Genomic DNA, 15,031 nt, shown 5'->3' on the forward strand with positions numbered 1-15,031 from the left:
CCCAAACCCCCGGACCGGGGCGGCCCCTACTCCGCCGCCCCGTCCTCAGACGGGAGGAAAGGCAATGGCTCAGCCATATCTGGCCGCGCGCGGTCTGAACAAATCGTTTGGCCCCAACGAGGTGCTGAAGGGCATCGAGTTCGAGGTTCACGGCGGCCACGCGGTGGCGCTGTGCGGTGAAAACGGGGCGGGGAAATCCACGCTCATCAAACTGCTGACCGGGCTCTACACGCCCACGGGCGGGCATGTGGAATTCGAAGGCCAGCCTGCGCGCTGGACTGATCCCCGGCAAAGCCTCGCCGCCGGAATTGCGGTGGTGCACCAGGAATTCTCCGTGCTGGGCGCGCTGTCGATTGCCGAAAACATTTATCTGGGCGCGGAGCCGCGCACCCGCCTCGGCCTGATCGACCGAAAGGCGCTGACCGCCGACGCACAGGCCTTGCTGGACGAGCTGGGCATCACGCTGGATCCGAACGCGCTGGTTGAAACGCTGTCTGTGGCGGACAAGCAGATGGTCGAGATCGCCAAGGCCTTGCGCTCTGAGGCCAAGGTGCTCATCCTTGACGAGCCCACCGCCGTGCTCAGCCAGAATGAAACCCGCCACCTCTTTCGCATCATCAACGATCTGCGCGCCAAGGGGTTGGGGTTGGTCTATGTCTCGCACAGGCTGGACGAAATATTCGAAATTTGCACCGATATCACGGTGATCAAAGACGGCGTGGTCACCTCCAAGGGGCCGACCGCCGATTACACCCATGACAGCGTTGTTGCAGCCATGGTCGGTCGTGAGCTGGGCGATCTTTTCCCGGCCAAAGCCGCCACGCCAACGGCAGGCGAAGCGGTGCTGGAAGTCCGCGATCTGGTTGTGGCCAGTGGACTGCCACCCGCCACCCTGCAAGTGCACGCAGGCGAGATCGTCGGGCTGGCCGGGTTGGTTGGATCGGGACGCACCGAACTGGCGCGCGCGCTTTACGCCGGCGAGGCCGTATCGGGCGATGTCAGCCTGATGGGGGAGCCGATGCCGCACCGCGATCCGGCCGGATCCATCGAGGCGGGCATGTTGATGCTGACGGAATCGCGCAAGGATGACGGGCTGTTCCTCAACTCCTCGGTCGCGCGCAATTTCTCGGCCACGACACCCGGCTTGGGCGCGCATCACAACGCCATCCCGCCGGGCCACGAGGAACGCCGGGCCTCGGTTCTGAAGGAACGCCGCGGCGTGGTTGTCGATCATGTCGGCTTGCCGATCTCGGCCCTGTCCGGCGGCAACCAGCAGAAAGTGCTTGTCGCCCGTTTGCTGGAAAACCGACCCAAACTTCTGATCCTCGATGAGCCGACACGCGGCGTCGATGTCGGCGCGAAGGCCGACATCTACAAAGCCCTGCGCCAACTGGCCGACGACGGGATGGCGCTCTTGGTCATTTCGTCGGAACTCATTGAAATCGTTGGCCTGGCAGACCGCGTCCTCGTGATGCGCGACGGCGAAATCGCCAAAGAGCTGCGAGGCGAGGACATCACCGAGGCGGCGATCATCACCGTTGCCGCAGCCGAAACCGCTAGCCATCACGGAGTAGCCGCATGAGCACGCTTGTCCGCGCCACGCGCGCCCAACCCGTCCATCTTGTTGTTCTGGCACTGATTGCCATTGTCTTTGCCCTGGGCATGTCAACGTCGGACCGTTTCGCAACGCCGCTGAACATCGCCAACGTACAGGACCAGATGGTCACATTGGCCATCGTCGCGCTGGCGCAAACCATCGTTATTCTCTCAGGCGGTATCGATCTGAGTTACGCTGGCGCGCTGAGCTTTCTCGCGGTCGTCTTTGCCGCTCTCGCCGGAGACAGCGGCGGAACGCTGCTCCTTGCCATGGCGGTGGTCATTGCGCTCGGGGTCGGCATTGGCATCGTCAACGGCGCAATCACAGCCTATGTGGGCGTGCATCCGTTGATCACGACGCTGGGCACATCGACCATCCTTGCCGGGGCAGCCTTGCTGATCACCCGCCAGCCGTCTGGCTCGGTGCCGCTCTTCTTCGAAGATCTCACCTATGGCCGCATCGGCGCGGTGCCGTTTGGCATGCTGTTTGTCATCGCGCTGTATCTGCTGGTGGGCTTCATGCTGTGGCGCACCGGGTTCGGCACCCGCATTTTCGCCATCGGCGACAACGAGGCGGCCTCGGCGGTGTCCGGCCTGCCGGTGCGCCGCACCAAGGTGGCGATCTATGCGCTCTCGGGCCTGCTTTGCGCGGTTGCCGCGATGCATATGACCGGTCGTTTCGGCGTGGGAGACCCGCGCGCAGGCGTCGGGTTCGACCTGCGTTCGATCACACCCGTGATCGTCGGCGGCACACTCCTCGCGGGCGGCAAAGGCGGCGTTCTGGGGACAGCGCTTGCGGTGATCCTGCTCGCCCTGCTTGCCAATGTTTTGAATTTCATGAACGTTTCCAGCTTCTACCAATGGATCGCCGAAGGGGTGATCATCATTGCGGCTGTGTCGTTCTTTATCGGGAAGGACAAGTCATGACCGCGACCGACACCAATGCCCCCGCCACCCCCAACCGCAACACCGTGCGCGCGACGGAACGGCGCGAGTTGCTGTTGCTGGTCGGCTTTCTGGTGGTGATCTGGGCCGTCACCACAGCGCTGTCGCCGCGTTTCCTGACCCCGGCGAACCTGAAGGACATCCTGATCCAGGCCGCGCCGCTCGGCTTTGTCGTGATCGGCCAGATGATCGTGATCATCGTGCGCGGACTTGACCTGTCGGTGGCCTCGATCATGGCCACGGTCGCGGTGCTTTCGACCTCGCTGATCGATGTGACCCCGGTCATTTTTGCGGTTGGCCTTTTGCTGGGCGCGCTAATCGGCGCTTTGAACGGCTACCTGGTGGCCTATCGCAAGGTCACGCCCTTCTTGGCCACGCTGGCGACGATGATCGTTCTGCAAGGCATACGCTTTGCCTATACCAAGGGCGCGCCCGGCGGCGCATTGCCCGAGACGTTCCGCTGGCTCGCGACCGGGGACATCTTTGGCATTCCCGTGGCGTTGATTGCATTGGCCATTGTCGCTTTTGCCGCCCATTGGATGCTGGAACGCTCGGTCTTTGGCCGTCTTCTCAAGCTCTACGGAGACAGCCCCGACGCGGCCTATATGACCGGTGCGCCGACACGGCTGCTGGTGGTCATGGCCTTCGTGATCTCGGGCGTGATGGCGGCCATCGCCGGGCTGTTCCTCGTCGGCTATGTCGGCATTGTCGATAACTGGACCGGGCGCGGCTACGAGCTGGACAGCATCGCCGCAGCAGTGATCGGCGGCGCGGCCCTGTCAGGCGGCAAAGGCTCGGTGCCCGGATCGTTGCTGGCCGCGCTGATCCTGGTGTCGCTGTTCAACATCGTCGTGATCCTCGGCCTGTCGATTGAACTGCAGTTGGTGATCAAGGGCACCCTGATTATCCTCGCCGCTGCCGTTTACATGAAACGGTCGCAAAACTGATCGGGTGGCCCAGGATGTCCAGAGACGATAAATCCAACGTGCAGCGCATTGCCGAGATCCTGAAAGGGTTCGACGGTAACAACACCCCGCGCCGCACGCACGAGATCCTCGATGATCTGGGCGTCACCCGGTCCACCGGTTTCGGCTTGATCCGCGCGCTGGTTGCCGCAGATTGGCTGGAGCGCTTTGATCACGGGCAGTTGCGGCTCGGCCCCAAGGCGCGCGGACTGATCTTTGCGGGGCTGGAAGCGCCGGAAGCCGCGGACGACAAGACCCTGTCCGTCACTGCGCGGCCCGGATCCGGCGCGGCAGGTGCGGCCCGGCCCGATCTGGAATGGGACCCGGCGCTTGTGCGCACGGTTGATGCCAGCCGCTTCCGCAAATCCGCCCCCTACCGCATCGGCTTTTCCAATGCCTCCACAAGCAATCCCTGGCGCAGGGCGATGCTGCAAAGCCTGTACTACGCGGAAAAGATCGCGCAGGCGCAGATCTCGGACCTGCTGGTGCTGGACGCGGAAGACGATCCCGCCCGGCAATTGCAGCAGATCGACGCGCTTGTCGCTCAAGGGATCGACCTTCTGATCATCTCGATCACCTCGGTCAACGACACCGCGCTCAGTGATCGCCTTGGCGCGTTGGCCCGGCAGGGGCTGCCGATCATCGCGGTTGACCGTAGGCCAAACGATCGCTCGTCCCTTGTCTCTTTTGTCACCGCATCGGACCATCGGATCGGGCGGATTTGCGCGTTGTGGATGGCAGAGCATCTTGCCGGACAAGGCCGGGTCTGGATGCTGAGCGGGCTGGAAGGCGCCAGCCCGGCTCTGCGGCGTCAGCAAGCCGCCCTCGCGACCTTTTCCGACTTCCCCGGCATCCAGGTGGAAAACGTCAGCTACACCGATTGGACCGAACAGGGGGGCTATCAGGCCATCGAAAAGGTTCTGGCCGAAGCGGGCCGCCCGCCGGACGGCGTCTGGTGCGACAGCGGGTTGCAAGGCATCGGTTCGGTGCGGCGGTTTCTCGACAGCGGCTTGGGCATCCCGGCCCATACCGGCGGGGATCTGAACGAGATGTACAAGCTTTGCCTGCACCACAAGGTGCCGATGGCTGCGCTGGATTATCCGGCCAGCATGGGTGCCCGCGCGTTGCAACTGGCGCTCGATGTGCTGGGCGGGAACACGGTGCCGCAGCGCGTCGAAGAACCGGTGCAAATCGTCCTTCCCCGCGGCTGTGAGACTGCCTCGGTCAAGGCCGACAGCTGGGCCGAGCTGCATGTCGAGTGGGATCTGCCCGATGACGCCATCCTGTCGCAAGGGCCTGCCCTGCGCAGCACGAAGCCGACCCCTGAAAGGAGTGTTTCAGCATGAAAGACAACGCTTATACCCGCGCCGTCGATTCCTTCGAGGCGCTGATCGCGGCGCCGCAACAGGCTTTGCACGCAACCCCGGCGGGTCTGTTCAACGCGGCAGGCATCCCGGCCAGTTCCGGGTATCGACACGTGGCGGCGCTTGAGGCGGAGGGTCTGTTGCGCCGCGATGCCGGAGGCGGCTATCTGCCCGGGCTCACGGCGCTGCGCACCGGGTTTCACGGGTTTGGCCTCGGCCGGCTCGCACCGATGGCCCAGCCGATCCTGGTGCAACTGCGCCAAAGCACCCAGCACACCGCCTTTGTGGCCGTGGTCGAAGACATGGACCTGACCATGGGGCCACATTCCATTGGCCGCGAGAGTCAGAAGACCCAGATCAGCCACAACTATAGCTTCGACGCCATCCCGGATTTTACTTTGGGCGCCGTGTCCGAGGTCGCCCTGCGCTCCGTCAGCGAGGGCATTGCGCGGCGCACCGCGGCGCTTGTCGTGCCGGTGATGTCGACCGAACGCTTCATCGTTCTGGTCGGGCTTTTGCTCAACCCGCGCCGCAGCGTGCCGCAAAACCTTGAAGGCGCTCTGGCGCACGCCGCAGAGCAAATCGTTGCCAGCGGGGCCGATGACTGACGATGCAACGTTTTTGGGACAGCCAATTCAAATTCTCCGCCATCCTTCCGGGTTTCGGCGATGCGCTGGAACGCATGGCGCGGGACAGCGCAACGGTGACAGAGCAGTTTGCGTTTGAGAAAGCGCCTTACGGGCCGCATCCGCGCCAATGGGTTGAATGGGTCTCAGGCACTGGCCCCAAAGACCTGCTACCGGTGATCATCCACGGCGGTTATTGGCGCGCACTTGAGGCGGAAAACCACCGCTGCATGATGCCCGCCTTCACCGGCCACGGCGCGGCGGTGGGCAATATCGAGTACCGCCTCATGCCCGAGGTCCGACTGGCCGATCTGGTGGCGGATGCGCAGGCCGGATTGCACCGGCTGGCTGAGCGCTTTCCCGATACCCGTTTTTTGCTGGTTGGCCATTCTGCGGGAGCGCATCTGGCGCTGTCGGCGATGACCGATTCGGCGTTGCGGGCCCGCACAGCCGGTGTTCTCGCCCTGAGCGGGGTTTATGATCTGGCCCCGGTGGCCCTGTCATTCCTACAGGCCGAACTGCGCCTGACACCTTCTGAAATAGACACCTTCAGCCTGCGCCCCTCGACGGATCGCCCGCCCACGGTTTTCGTCAATGGCAGCGCCGAAACCCAGGAGTTTCTGCGCGGCGGCGCGCTTATGGCGAGCTCCGGCCCTGCGCAATGGCAACTTCTCGAAGGGGCCGACCACATGTCCCTGATCGGCACAGCCTGTGCTCAGGCCGATCACCTCCTTTCCCAACTTCTGACGATGGACACCCACACATGACCCTAGATCTTCCACAGACCGGCACCTTTGTCGGGCGTGTCTGGCTGCCCGAAGCGGACGGCCCCGCCATAGTCGTCCGCCGGGGGGCCGAACTGGTAGACATCACCTCGCGCGAAATCCCGACAATGCAGGCACTGCTTGAACTGGATAACCCGGCGGACGCCGCCCTTGGCGCTCCGGGGCAGAGCATCGGCAGCATCGAGGCCGTTGCCGCCAACTCCAAAGAGACCCCGGAGAGCAACAAACCCTACCTTCTTGCCCCGTCGGACCTGCAAGCGATCAAGGCCTGCGGCGTCACCTTTGTGTCGTCGATGCTGGAGCGGGTGATCGAGGAAAAGGCCAAGGGCGACGCCGCCGCCGCTGACAAGATCAGAGAACGGTGCACCGCCATCTTGGGTGACAGCCTGCGCGCGGTGGTTCCCGGATCAGACAAGGCGATGGCACTCAAATCGGCGCTGATCGCAGAGGATGTCTGGTCCCAGTATCTCGAAGTGGGGATTGGTCCGGATGCGGAAGTGTTCACCAAATCACAAGCCATGTCGGCGGTTGGCCGGGGCGCGAGCATCGGGCTGCACCCGATCTCGACCTGGAACAACCCCGAGCCAGAAGTGGTTCTGGCTGTGGACAGCCAGGCCCGGATCAAAGGCGCGACGCTGGGCAATGACGTGAACCTGCGCGATGTCGAAGGACGCTCGGCCCTGCTTCTGGGCAAGGCCAAGGACAACAACGCCTCATGCGCCATTGGTCCGATGCTGCGGCTCTTCGATGACAGCTTTGGGCTGGACGACGTGCGGCGGGCCGAACTGACCCTGAGGGTCAGCGGCGAAGACGGCTTTGTCCTGAACGGTCAAAGCGCCATGACCGAGATCAGCCGCGATCCGACCGATCTGGTTGCTCAGACCCGCGGCGCGCACCACCAGTATCCGGACGGCTTCTTCCTGATGATGGGCACGCTTTTTGCCCCAACCCAGGACCGCGACACGCCCGGCCATGGCTTTACCCATAAACTGGGCGACCGGGTGGAAATTTCCAACCCGGCGCTCGGCACGCTGACCAACACCGTGCGCTTGTCGACCGAATGCCCTCCCTGGGTCTTCGGAACCAGCGCCCTGATGAAAAACCTCGCAAAGCGCAACCTGATCTGAGGACAAGACACCATGGATGGAAAGAACCTGATAGCCGGCGAGTGGCTCGCCGGCCCCGAAAGCTTTGTCTCAACCCCCGCCACCGGCGAGCCTGTAAGCTATTGCAAAGGCACGCCAGAGCTGGTGGATCGCGCCTGCGAAGCGGCGGAAGAGGCCTTCTGGTCCTTCGGCTACTCCAGCCGCGACGCGCGCGCTGATTTTCTCGACCGCATTGCCGATGAAATCGAGGCACGCGGCGCCGAGATCACCCGTATTGGCACAGCCGAAACCGGACTGCCCGAAGCAAGGCTTGACGGTGAACGTGGCCGGACAACCGGCCAGCTGCGGCTCTTCGCAGAGCATATCCGCAAGGGCGACTATCTCGACCTGCGCCATGATCCGGCGCTTCCGGATCGTCAGCCTCTGCCCCGTCCGGACCTGCAAATGGTCCAACGCCCGGTCGGCCCTGTCGCCGTGTTTGGCGCTTCGAACTTCCCGCTGGCCTTTTCCACCGCCGGCGGTGACACCGCCGCGGCGCTGGCGGCCGGTTGCCCGGTGGTGGTCAAGGGACATCCCGGCCATCCCGGCACCGGCGCTCTTGTCGCAGAGGCGGTTGACGCCGCCCGCCGGTCCTGCGGCCTGCATCCCGGCGTTTTCAGTTTCGTGCATGATGGCGGCAACGCCGTTGGCGGTGCGCTGGTGCGGCACCCGCGGATCAAGGCGGTTGGCTTTACAGGCTCTTTGCGTGGCGGGCGGGCGCTCTTTGATCTGTGCGCGGCCCGGGACGAGCCAATCCCGTTTTTCGGCGAGTTGGGCTCGGTCAATCCGATGTTTCTGCTCCCCGGCGCCCTGTCAGCGAGGGGCACCGAGGTTGCCAAAGGCTGGGCGGCATCGCTGACCATGGGCGCCGGTCAGTTCTGTACCAATCCCGGCCTTGTATTGCTGCCCGCCGGGCCTGAGGCGGAGGCCTTTATCGCAGCCGTTGCCGCTGCGCTTTCGGAGGTTCCGCATCAGACCATGCTGACCGAAGGGATCGCTCAGGCGTTCAATCACGGGTGCCAGAAGATGTCTGAAACCAAAGGCGTGAGCGCGCTTGTGTCCAGCGCGGCAGAACCGCGAGCAGCCGGGCCGCATCTGCTGTGCGTCTCACAGTCCGATTTCAGCGCCAACCCTGCGCTGGCCCACGAGGTTTTTGGCCCGCTGGGCCTTGTCGTGGTGATCAACGACACGGACAGCTATGCGCAAATCGCGCGCAGTCTGGACGGACAATTGACCGCGACCGTCTTTATGGAGAGTTCCGATGCAGCGCTCGCGACGGAGCTTTTGCCGGTGCTGGAACGGAAGGCCGGACGGGTGTTGTTCAACGGCTTCCCAACAGGCGTCGAAGTCGCCGACAGCATGGTTCACGGAGGCCCCTACCCCGCTTCGACCAACTTCGGGGCGACGAGCGTCGGAACCCTGTCGATCCGCCGCTTTCTCAGGCCGGTGTGCTATCAGAACATGCCCGAGGCACTGGATCTGATGAAATAGCGCTCCTACCCGGGTTCGCGCCAAGCAAGCGATCGGTGCAGGCCGATCCCCATGACGCCGGCGGCCATGGGAATGGCCTGCCCCGCGAAGGTTGGCCTTTCTCGGAACAACCATCGCCTCCTGAAAGGCTTCGCTCTGGCAGGAGCCAACCCATTGTTGGCTCTTTCCTGTCACCGGATTGCAAGCAGTCAGGTGTTTGCGGTCACATCCTTGATCCAGGTCCAACCGGCAACCGAACGGGGGAAACCCAGTGGACCGATCGCGAGGAACGCGATTTGGTAGAGGTCCACCGTCGGGATATTCTCGTCCATTGCACGGCGGGCATGAGAGTGGACCGCGCCTTCGGACCCGGCGCCAATGGCCAGTGCAAGCTTCACCAGACGCTTTTCCCGCTCACTCAGATCACCGGAGGCTGCGATGGCCGCGCCGAGTTCGGAATAGGCTGCCCAGATCTCAGGGTGCAGCTCTGCCAGATCACCGGCTGCGCCGGGAAGGGTTTCTTGGGTCATGGTCTTGCTCCTTTCAGGATTGGTTAGCCGCCCAGATCGGACATGAATCGCCGGACCGAAGGTTGGGAAACACTTTGAGATTCGAAGTCATGGCCACGGGGTTTTGCGGCGATGGCCTTGCGCAGAAGCGGGCCCAGTTGGGCCTTGTCCCCGCGCAGCGCCGGTTTGAGATCGACGGACCCTTCCTGGCCCATGCATGTATAGAGCCGCCCCGTAGCGCTCAGCCTGACGCGGTTGCACAGGGCGCAGAAATTGCAGGACATCGGGGATATGAACCCGAGCCGACCGCCGGTTTCAGCCAGCCGCACATAGCGGGCCGGGCCGCCCGTCGTGTGACGCAGATTGGTCATTGCCCAGCGCTGAGCCAGAGCCATGCGCAGATCATCCAAAGCCAGGAAACTGTCCGAGCGGTTCAGCCCGGTCGCGCCCATCGGCATTTCCTCGATCAGCGTCAGATCCATGTCGCGACCATGGGCAAAGCGGATCAGATCGTCGACCTCCGCTTCAAACGGCCCGCGACTGGCCAACGCGTTCAGCTTGACCGACAGCCCTGCCGATTGCGCGGCATCCAACCCTTCGAGCACCTTTTCAATGGAGCCAAGACGCGTGATCGCGGCGTACCGGGCTGGATCGAGCGTATCGAGGGAGACATTGACCCGCCGCACCCCTAGACGCGCCAGCGCCTCGGCGTGGCGCGCCAACTGAGTGCCGTTGGTGGTCAAGGTCAGCTCGTCGAGCGCGCCGGTCCGCAAGTGTTTGGAAAGATCACCCATCAGGTCCATGACACCCCGGCGCACCAGCGGCTCACCCCCGGTCAGCCGCAGTTTGCGCACGCCACGGCGGATGAAGGCATCCGCAAGCCGGGCCATCTCATCAAGGCTCAGCAAGTCCTTTTTGGGCAGGAAAACCATGTGCTCGGCCATGCAGTAGGTGCAGCGCAGATCACAGCGATCTGTAACCGACATGCGCAGGTACGTGACCGCGCGGCCAAAAGCGTCCACCAGCGGCGCGTTTTTCTGTGCATCAAGCGGCATGGCAGAGCGTCCGTGTGTCGGCGAACCATTCGAGTACAGCACTCTGTGTCATGGGCAGATCACGCGCCAGCTCACCCCCGAATGCGGCCCAAGACTCACAATAGGTTGGGCGCAACGCGGTAAGCACGGGGATACCCTTTGACAGGGCCGATGCTATCAGATCGCGGAAGCCCCGCCCCTCACTTTCGCCGCGACCAAAGCGGTTGAGCACCAGCAGATCGACATTGTCATCCAGTTCGGCTTGCAAAAACGCAGCGCAATCGGCCAGTGCGCCGGGATGCAGGCGGCACCCTCGCGATCCGTTGCCGAGAGGCTGTGAAATCCGAAACACGCGGTCCTGTCCGATCACATGCAGATCCATATCGGCACAGTGGCACTCCCCGCCCGTCTCGCCACGCGTTTGCAGCGCACCGCGTACCGTGTGGCCTTGGCTCACAAGCGTCTTGACCGTCTGCTCCAGCAAGCTGTCGACATCCGCGTCATCAAACCGGATTGCCGCAAGAGTGGGATGGCTCATCGTATGTCTCCGGTGTCTTCAAATGGGTGCCATTGCAATCGATCCCCTGGCGCGACGTGAGCGGTTTCGGCCGGGACGATGGCCAGACCGTCGGCATCGGCCAGGGGAAAGAGCGTTGCCGAAACACCAGCCCCAAGCCGTTCGAGCTTTGCCACGCCTTGCGCGTCAAAGCCTTTAAGCTTTGCGGGAAACACTTCGGCTCTGCCGGGCTTGCGCTGCCAGTCGAACGCCGCGCGCGCCGGGCGGCGCGCAAATGGGCGGTATGGGGCGCCGGACAGACAGGCGATCTGCGGTCCGGCAAAGAGGTGAAAGCCGACATAGGCCGCAAAGGGATTGCCGGGCAGCCCGGTAAACACGGTGGACCCCAAACGGCCGAAGGCGACGGGCTTGCCGGGCTTGATCGCCACCCGCCAGCCCCCCAGCGTACCCCCGGCAGCGTGCAGTGCAGCGCGTATGTGGTCGCGCCCGCCGATGGACACCGCGCCTGTACTCAGCACCAGATCAAACCGATCTCGGATTTTGGCCAGCGCAGTGGCGGTTTGTTTCAGATCATCAGGCAAGACACCCAGGTCAGTGACCTCGGCCCCGGCCTGCGCCGCAAGCGTCAAAAGCATCGGGCGGTTGGCATCGTGGATTTGTCCGGGGTTCAGCGCACCCTGCGCCAGTTCGTCCCCGGTCGACAACACCCCGACACGCACTCTGCGGTGCACAGAGCACTGCCCAATGCCGTTCGCGGCGAGCAGCCCGATATGGCGCGATCCCATCCGCTGGCCTGCCCTGAGCAGGGTCGCCCCTGCGGCCATGTCGCTGCCCGCGCGGCGAATATTATCGCCCGGTGCTGGCGCATTGTGCAATGTCACATGGCCATCAGAGGCATCGCAATGCTCAGCCATGACCACCGTGTCAGCGCCTTCAGGGATCGGCGCGCCGGTGTAGATGCGCATGGCCGTTCCGGGTGTCAGCTGCGTGGGCCCATCGCCTGCTGCGACGGTGCCCGAAATCGGAAGCGAGAGGGCCCTTGCGCAATCAGCGGACGCGAGCGCAAACCCATCCATCGCGGAATTGTCGAAAAGCGGCATCGCGCGGGATGCGAGGGCCGGTGCGGCCGCGACCCGCCCTGTGCACTCCTGCAAAAGACGTGTTTCGGTTTCGCGCACCGGCCGCACCTGCTCCAGCGCCACCGTGATCGCCGCATTCAGCGGCATGAAACGCTGTTTGAGGCTGTCGCATCCACAGTTTCCGGTTTGATCCAACATGGCCCTCTCCAATACGTCGAAACTGTTGGCTCCTTTCGGGAGCCGGGGGTTGGGCGGGCCGGAAAACCGGCCCGCCAGCTTGAGGTCAGTTCGCGTCAGCCGCGTTTGTCATCAGGTATTCCATGACAAGCGCCTTCTCGGCTTCGTCGAAACCTGCCCGCTCGAACATCGACGGCACGATGCCCTTCCACTGCTGCTGGGTGTAGTGGGTCACCTCACGCGGTGCGTGACAGACCGTGCAGCGTTCAAAGAACATCTTCTCGCCCGGCGTCATGTCCGCGTAGAGCGCAGCCGTCAGGGTTTCCAATCGGTCGATGCCCAGCGCATCGTCATCAATCGCGGCGATCTCCATGTCATCGATGATGGCCGGCTTGTCATAGGCCGTGTTCGGGCCTTCGGGGTCTTCACACTTGCGCATCTCCACCAGAACGGTGTTGGCCGAAGTCGCCTGGCTGAACCCCGAAGAAGGCTGCGTCGAGGTCAGGAAGTTCACCAGACCGGAGTTGCAGCGTCCCTTGCTGTCAAGCTGCGGCCAGCAGCCTTCGTAGATCGACACGACGCCCGGCATGATGTCATCGCTGACCACCGCGCCCGCGATAACGGTGCCGCGCGTGTTGTAAAGCTCGACCAGATCGCCGTCTTCGATACCGCGTGCTGCGGCGTCTTCGGTGTTGATCCGCACCGGTTCCCGGCCCTGCACCTTGTAGAGATCTCGCAGGCGGCTGGACTGGTCCATCTGGCTGTGCAGACGGTGCCACGGGTGCGGCGAGACCACGTGCAGCTGACCTTCCTTGGCATTGCCCAGATATTCGTGCTTGGGCATCCAGACCGGCATACCCGGGCAGTCCTCGATCTCCATATTGGCAATGTTGTCGCAGAACATCTCGATCTTGCCTGTGGCTGTGTGCAGCGGGTTGGCCTCCGGGTCTTCGTAAAAGGCACCATGGCGGGTCCACTTGCGGGCCTCTGGCGGCACCGGCATACGGGCATAGCCCTGTTCCCAGAACTCTTCGAACGGCATGTCTTGCGCTGCGCCGGACGCTTCATACGCCAGCTTGATGTGATACATCTTGTCTTCGGTGTCGGTGAACTGCGCCCACAGACCCAGCTTGTCGGCCAGCCCTTCGAAGATCTCGTAGTCCGGCAGGCTGTCGCCCACGGGTTCGATGATCTTCTTCATCGCATAGACCTTGTCGTTGGAGTAGGTCCCGCCCGAGGTGATGTCGTCCTGTTCCAGCGTCGAAGACGCGGGCAGCACGATATCGGCCCAGCGGGTCGCCGCCGTCCACCACACATCGACGCACACGACGGTGTCGACCTTGTTCAGGGCGCGGATCAGACGGTTGGTATCCTGCTGGTGCGACATGAAGTTGTTGCCCGCGTTGAACACCATCTTGATGTCCGGATAGGTGTTGGTCTGGCCGTTGTAGAAAAACTCCATACCGGGGTTTTCCAGCGCCTCGGTGATCCGCGATGCGGGAACGATCTTCTTCACGAAGTTGCGGCCCTGGCTCATGCCGACAGGTGTCTTATTGCCGCCCTGCGGCATGCCGCCGTTGCCATAGTGCCAGCTGAAGCCGACGCCCTGGCCCGGTTTGCCGATCTTTCCGGTCAGCGCCTGGAAGTTGACAATCGACCAATAGGCCATTTCGCCGTGCTGGGCGCGCTGGATGGCCCACGAGCCACCAATCGCCGTTCTTGACGTTGCGAACAGTTCGGCCAGCTCCTTGATCTTGGCTTCTTCGATGCCGGTGATCTCGGCTGCCCAGGCCGGGGTTTTCGGAGTGCCGTCCGTCTCGCCTTTGACGTAGGCGATCCACGAGTCCGCGCCGACCGTGTACTTGTCCATATAGGCGCGGTCTTCGAGGCCCTTGTCGAGCACGTGATAAGCCATCGCCAGGAACAGCGCGGTGTCGGTGTTGGGGATGATGCGGGTCAGCTCGGAGCCGAGGTATTCATCCGATGCGGTGCGCTGCGGGTTGATCGAGATAAACTTGACGCCAGCGTCACGAATTTCTTCCCAATGGGCATACATGCCGTGGTCGGCAACGCGGTATTCGATGCGGTTGTTCTTGATCGGGTCACAGCCGACCAGCACGAAAACCTCGCAATTGTCACGGATCGTTTCCCATGCGGATTGCGCCGAATAGACTTCCATGTCGCCAATGACGTGGGGCAGAAGCACCTGACCGGCTCCGGCCGACCAGTCGCCTGCGGTGTTGGTGCAGCCACCCATCAGGTTGATCAGACGACCTTGAAGCACGTTGGGGCGGAACACACCGGCATTGGACCAGCCGCCATAAGACGAGCTGAAGATAGCCTCGTTGCCGTAGTTGGTGGCAGTATCGAGCAGCGCCTTCGCGGTCAGGCTCCAGGCAGTGTCCCAATCGACCTTGACCCACTCTTCCTTGCCCCGAAGTTCAGGTTTGATGTCGCCGGTTTCCCAACCTTCCAGATAGGATTTGCGCACCATCGGATAATCGACACGCGACTTGTCATAGGTGCGGTCAACCACACCATAGGCCAGCATTTCGGTCGGACGGGCATCAAGCTGGATCATCGGCGAAATGCCGACCAGCTTGCCATCGCGCACTACCGCTTCGAACGGGCCATAGTGGGTGGCGTGGAAAATGCGGCCCGAAAACGAGTTCGGGTCAATGGAGGCAAGCGCGGTTGTTCCCAGCAGCGAGGTCGCGCCAAATGCGGCGGCGCCCCCTTGCAAAAAGGCGCGGCGGGTTGGGTTCGTGAATGTCATGGATGTCTCCTGTCATATCTCGAACACACCCTGACGCTTGGTC

The 15,031-nt window shown here is 63.2% G+C and carries 13 protein-coding genes; 8 read left to right on the forward strand and 5 right to left on the reverse strand.

Annotated elements, in window-relative coordinates; all coding sequences use genetic code 11:
• Positions 1–64: 64 nt before the first annotated feature.
• Genes E4662_RS06365 through E4662_RS06400 form a run of 8 tightly spaced genes read left to right on the forward strand, consistent with a single transcriptional unit; the run spans position 65 to position 8,917 of the window.
• Entirely contained in the window at positions 65–1,582 is a 1,518-nt protein-coding gene (locus E4662_RS06365; RefSeq protein ID WP_136440704.1) for a sugar ABC transporter ATP-binding protein, read from the forward strand.
• Positions 1,579–2,523 (forward strand): ABC transporter permease, encoded by a 945-nt coding sequence (locus tag E4662_RS06370; RefSeq protein ID WP_136440705.1) that lies wholly within the window; start codon positions 1,579–1,581, stop codon positions 2,521–2,523. The genes E4662_RS06365 and E4662_RS06370 overlap by 4 nt, the downstream gene beginning before the upstream one ends.
• The gene (locus E4662_RS06375; protein ID WP_168797910.1) at positions 2,520–3,488 is read left to right on the forward strand and encodes an ABC transporter permease; all 969 of its coding nucleotides are present in this window, start codon (positions 2,520–2,522) and stop codon (positions 3,486–3,488) included. The genes E4662_RS06370 and E4662_RS06375 overlap by 4 nt, the downstream gene beginning before the upstream one ends.
• A 14-nt stretch (positions 3,489–3,502) precedes the next feature.
• On the forward strand, positions 3,503–4,852 hold the full coding sequence (locus E4662_RS06380) for a substrate-binding domain-containing protein (RefSeq protein WP_136440707.1): 1,350 nt from the start codon (positions 3,503–3,505) through the stop codon (positions 4,850–4,852).
• Positions 4,849–5,478: an IclR family transcriptional regulator gene (locus E4662_RS06385; protein ID WP_136440708.1), complete on the forward strand. Its 630-nt coding sequence runs from the start codon at positions 4,849–4,851 to the stop codon at positions 5,476–5,478. The genes E4662_RS06380 and E4662_RS06385 overlap by 4 nt, the downstream gene beginning before the upstream one ends.
• Before the next feature lie 2 nt (positions 5,479–5,480).
• A complete protein-coding gene (locus tag E4662_RS06390; RefSeq protein WP_136440709.1) occupies positions 5,481–6,263 on the forward strand; it encodes an alpha/beta hydrolase in 783 nt (260 codons plus the stop codon).
• Positions 6,260–7,408, forward strand: coding sequence for a fumarylacetoacetate hydrolase family protein (locus tag E4662_RS06395; RefSeq protein WP_136440710.1), 1,149 nt, complete (start codon positions 6,260–6,262; stop codon positions 7,406–7,408). The genes E4662_RS06390 and E4662_RS06395 overlap by 4 nt, the downstream gene beginning before the upstream one ends.
• 12 nt (positions 7,409–7,420) lie before the next feature.
• Complete coding sequence (locus tag E4662_RS06400) at positions 7,421–8,917, forward strand: aldehyde dehydrogenase (NADP(+)) (protein ID WP_136440711.1); 1,497 nt, start codon at positions 7,421–7,423, stop codon at positions 8,915–8,917.
• Between the two features lie 188 nt (positions 8,918–9,105).
• Here the strand turns inward: E4662_RS06400 and E4662_RS06405 are convergent, their stop codons facing one another.
• The 5 genes from E4662_RS06405 to E4662_RS06425 form a co-directional block, all read right to left on the reverse strand.
• Positions 9,106–9,426 carry a carboxymuconolactone decarboxylase family protein gene (locus E4662_RS06405; protein ID WP_136440712.1) on the reverse strand — a complete coding sequence of 107 codons (321 nt, stop codon included), beginning with the start codon at positions 9,424–9,426 and terminating at the stop codon, positions 9,106–9,108.
• Positions 9,427–9,449: 23 nt separating this feature from the next.
• Positions 9,450–10,460 carry a GTP 3',8-cyclase MoaA gene (gene moaA / locus E4662_RS06410; protein ID WP_136440713.1) on the reverse strand — a complete coding sequence of 337 codons (1,011 nt, stop codon included), beginning with the start codon at positions 10,458–10,460 and terminating at the stop codon, positions 9,450–9,452.
• Positions 10,450–10,977: a DUF2478 domain-containing protein gene (locus tag E4662_RS06415; protein ID WP_136440714.1), complete on the reverse strand. Its 528-nt coding sequence runs from the start codon at positions 10,975–10,977 to the stop codon at positions 10,450–10,452. Before E4662_RS06415 ends, moaA begins: the two co-directional genes overlap by 11 nt.
• Positions 10,974–12,233: a molybdopterin molybdotransferase MoeA gene (locus tag E4662_RS06420; protein WP_136440715.1), complete on the reverse strand. Its 1,260-nt coding sequence runs from the start codon at positions 12,231–12,233 to the stop codon at positions 10,974–10,976. The genes E4662_RS06415 and E4662_RS06420 overlap by 4 nt, the downstream gene beginning before the upstream one ends.
• Before the next feature lie 85 nt (positions 12,234–12,318).
• Positions 12,319–14,988, reverse strand: coding sequence for a molybdopterin-dependent oxidoreductase (locus E4662_RS06425; protein ID WP_136440716.1), 2,670 nt, complete (start codon positions 14,986–14,988; stop codon positions 12,319–12,321).
• Positions 14,989–15,031: the final 43 nt, after the last annotated feature.

The sequence above is a fragment of the Pacificoceanicola onchidii genome (assembly GCF_004804335.1).
Classification (GTDB): domain Bacteria; phylum Pseudomonadota; class Alphaproteobacteria; order Rhodobacterales; family Rhodobacteraceae; genus Pacificoceanicola; species Pacificoceanicola onchidii.

What these genes read in the sequence shown, in the direction of transcription:
- E4662_RS06365 (WP_136440704.1), top strand. Translation starts at nt 65, where the DNA reads ATGGCTCAGCCATATCTGGCCGCGCGCGGTCTGAACAAATCGTTTGGC.
- E4662_RS06370 (WP_136440705.1), top strand. Translation starts at nt 1,579, where the DNA reads ATGAGCACGCTTGTCCGCGCCACGCGCGCCCAACCCGTCCATCTTGTT.
- E4662_RS06375 (WP_168797910.1), top strand. Translation starts at nt 2,520, where the DNA reads ATGACCGCGACCGACACCAATGCCCCCGCCACCCCCAACCGCAACACC.
- E4662_RS06380 (WP_136440707.1), top strand. Translation starts at nt 3,503, where the DNA reads ATGTCCAGAGACGATAAATCCAACGTGCAGCGCATTGCCGAGATCCTG.
- E4662_RS06385 (WP_136440708.1), top strand. Translation starts at nt 4,849, where the DNA reads ATGAAAGACAACGCTTATACCCGCGCCGTCGATTCCTTCGAGGCGCTG.
- E4662_RS06390 (WP_136440709.1), top strand. Translation starts at nt 5,481, where the DNA reads ATGCAACGTTTTTGGGACAGCCAATTCAAATTCTCCGCCATCCTTCCG.
- E4662_RS06395 (WP_136440710.1), top strand. Translation starts at nt 6,260, where the DNA reads ATGACCCTAGATCTTCCACAGACCGGCACCTTTGTCGGGCGTGTCTGG.
- E4662_RS06400 (WP_136440711.1), top strand. Translation starts at nt 7,421, where the DNA reads ATGGATGGAAAGAACCTGATAGCCGGCGAGTGGCTCGCCGGCCCCGAA.
- E4662_RS06405 (WP_136440712.1), bottom strand. Translation starts at nt 9,426, where the DNA reads ATGACCCAAGAAACCCTTCCCGGCGCAGCCGGTGATCTGGCAGAGCTG.
- moaA (WP_136440713.1), bottom strand. Translation starts at nt 10,460, where the DNA reads ATGCCGCTTGATGCACAGAAAAACGCGCCGCTGGTGGACGCTTTTGGC.
- E4662_RS06415 (WP_136440714.1), bottom strand. Translation starts at nt 10,977, where the DNA reads ATGAGCCATCCCACTCTTGCGGCAATCCGGTTTGATGACGCGGATGTC.
- E4662_RS06420 (WP_136440715.1), bottom strand. Translation starts at nt 12,233, where the DNA reads ATGTTGGATCAAACCGGAAACTGTGGATGCGACAGCCTCAAACAGCGT.
- E4662_RS06425 (WP_136440716.1), bottom strand. Translation starts at nt 14,988, where the DNA reads ATGACATTCACGAACCCAACCCGCCGCGCCTTTTTGCAAGGGGGCGCC.